The organism is Ruegeria hyattellae (assembly GCF_041537925.1).
Classification (GTDB): Bacteria; Pseudomonadota; Alphaproteobacteria; order Rhodobacterales; family Rhodobacteraceae; genus Ruegeria_C.
Genome location: NZ_JBGOSH010000040.1, coordinates 1 through 2,774, shown reverse-complemented (window position 1 = coordinate 2,774; position 2,774 = coordinate 1). Strand labels below are relative to the sequence as shown.

General features: G+C 60.3%; 1 protein-coding gene. It reads left to right on the top strand.

The features are described 5' to 3' along the window. Positions 1-244 precede the first annotated feature (244 nt). Positions 245-2,774 (top strand): G8 domain-containing protein (locus AB1E33_RS29580; protein WP_372580809.1); only part of this gene is annotated, 2,530 nt, incomplete at its 3' end.

Genomic DNA, 2,774 nt, shown 5'->3' with positions numbered 1-2,774 from the left:
AATAGGCGGATTATGGAACGGTCCTGCTCGGTTTCACGCAGGAATTTGCCGATCTTTAGACTGCCGGTTTCAGACTATGGTTCTTGCCATTTTGGCACGGTACGCCAGCGTTGCAGGTCCGGGACGACACACTCAGTCGTCTTGGAATCATAACAACACCGATTTCAGGGCGGTTTGTTCCGTTCTGATACTTTGCGTCGGCCTTTTGGCTGGTGCTTCGGCATGCGGGGCGACTGGAGCAGTAATGAACGACATGAACCACTCAACGGAGATGAACCACTCCGGGCATGGAACTGGCGGGGCTGAGCAGGATCTGACCGGGTCCGGCACCACCACACGCGCCGAAGCCGTCATGATGCAGCAGGAGGCCCTGTCGGGCGCGCATCATTCTGCGCATATGGACGATTCCGTCAAACAGGGCGAGCATCTCAACCTGATGAAACTGCTCCCGGATGCCAGCGAATGGAGCACCTCCGTCGCCATCAATGGCGGGTCCTGGTTCGATGGCTCTACCTGGACCGGCGGGAAAGTGCCCGGCGCCGGGGCGGATGTCTATATTCCGCACGGCATATCCGTTGTCTATGACGGTGTGAGCACGGCCGAGCTGGGGACGGTGGGCGTTGATGGCGGGCTGCATTTCGCCGTTGATACCGACACCCGGATGGAGGTCGAATCCCTGCTGACCGGCGCATCCTCCACTCTGACGATCGGGGTCGAGGGCAACCCGGTGCAGCCTGATGTCAACGCCGAGATCGTGATCACCGATAGCAAAATCAACCTGTCCGAGGATCCGAGCCAGCTTGGCCACGGGGTCGTCACCCATGGCGCGGTGGAAATTCACGGCGCCACCAAAGCCCCCTATCTCAGGCTGGCCGAAGAGCCCGAGGCCGGCGACAGGACGCTGAAGCTGGAAGGCGATGTCGACAGCTGGCAGGTCGGCGACAGCCTTGTGGTCATGGGCACCGAATATGTCGGCAATTCAAACGGTATCCTGCAGACACAGGACGAAGAGGTGACGATCGTCGCGATTGACGCTGCGACCGGCACCGTCACCATCAACCGGCCCCTCACATACGATCACACGACGCCGGATTATGAGGGCCGCGACGGGATCGACAACGAACTGTCCGTCTATGTCGGCAACTCCTCGCGCAACGTGACGATCTCGTCGGAGAACCCCGAAGGGGTGCGTGGCCATGTGATGTTCATGCACAACCCGGATGTGGAAGTGCGCTATGCCGAGTTCGACGAGTTGGGCCGGACCGACAAGTCCAAGCCGATCAACACCAACGAGCTCTGGGACGAGGACGACTGGTCGAACCGCGGCCCCGGCATCAAGAACGGCCCCGGCGAGGATGTCATCGGGACCGCGCGCAATCCCGGTACCGAGAATGTGGAGGGCCGCTATGCGCTCCATATCCACCGCACCGGCGCGGAAGAGGACGCAAAGCTCGCCATCCTCGAGGGCAATTCGGTCACCGGCAGCCCCGGCTGGGGCATCGTCCACCATGACAGCCACGCGGCCGTCGATTATAATTTCGTGTATGGCGTCGCCGGCGCCGGGATCGTTTCGGAAGACGCCAATGAGACCGGCCAGTGGATCGGCAATTTCGTCACTTCCACCGTCGGCACCGGGCGCGATCCCAACCGCGATGGTGACGCGAACGTCCTGACCCTGGAGAAATCCGGCGATTTCGGCATCGAAGGCGTCGCCTATGAAAGCCAGGCGCGGCAGATCATCCAGCAGGACAACATCGCCGCGAACTCCAAGACGGCCTGGATGTTCAACACCTCCGAGACCAGCACCCAGGGGCCGAGCACGGATGTCGTGCAGTTCGATCCCTCGGGCAACCCATTCGAGGAGCGGGACCGCTACGACGAGGAAGAGACGTCCATCATGGGCTTCTCGGGCAACCAGATCATCGCCGTCGAAGAAGGTATCTTCACCGGCCACCGCAACATCGACAACGCCACCGACATCCAGCAGACCTTTTCGGATCTGACGATCTACGGCGTCCAGAACGAGGCGGTGCACATCTTCAACTACACCAATGAGTATGTGTTCAAGGACACGCTTATCGTCGATGTCGGGCGGGGCTTCAAAATCGGCGACAAGGCCGAGGGCATCAACCTGTCCAATGTCCATGTCGAAGACGCGTTCGAGGTGTTCAACTCGCGTGGCTACAATGCGGATGGCACCTTTGTCGACGTGACATGGAATGACGTTGACCGCGGCCTTACCGGGCGCGATATGAACGGAAACCTGGTCAGTTTTGACAACCGGATCATTGATGGCTCAAAAGTGGCGCCGGTGAACCAGATCACCTTCAAGGCGGATTCAGGCACCAAGATGACGATCCGCCCGGACGGTGGCGACATCGACATCCGCGGCACGCTGACCGACAGCGTCGGCACGTTCAAATTCCACGCAAACACCTGGTACCGTCAGGACGTGCATACGTTCGACGGGCTGCAGACCGAGCTGCGGTCTCGCGATGTGGACTACGCGCTCGACAAGTACGGCGCGATCCAGAACAGCAACGGCACCTGGGATCTGGCGTTCTACTGGTGGGTCGGGGACCGGATGACCGGTGAAAACCAGGCCGTGTTCATTCCCTTGCGCCTTGAAGGGTTCAAGGATTCAGAACTGCAGCAATACAAGGTCGCAGGCTTCACGCCTCCGTCCAACGAGATCAAACATTATTACCAGGGCGGGATCGACTCCATCGACCAGGACTTCGGCACCGGTGGCACAGGCCACGGCGGAGATGACA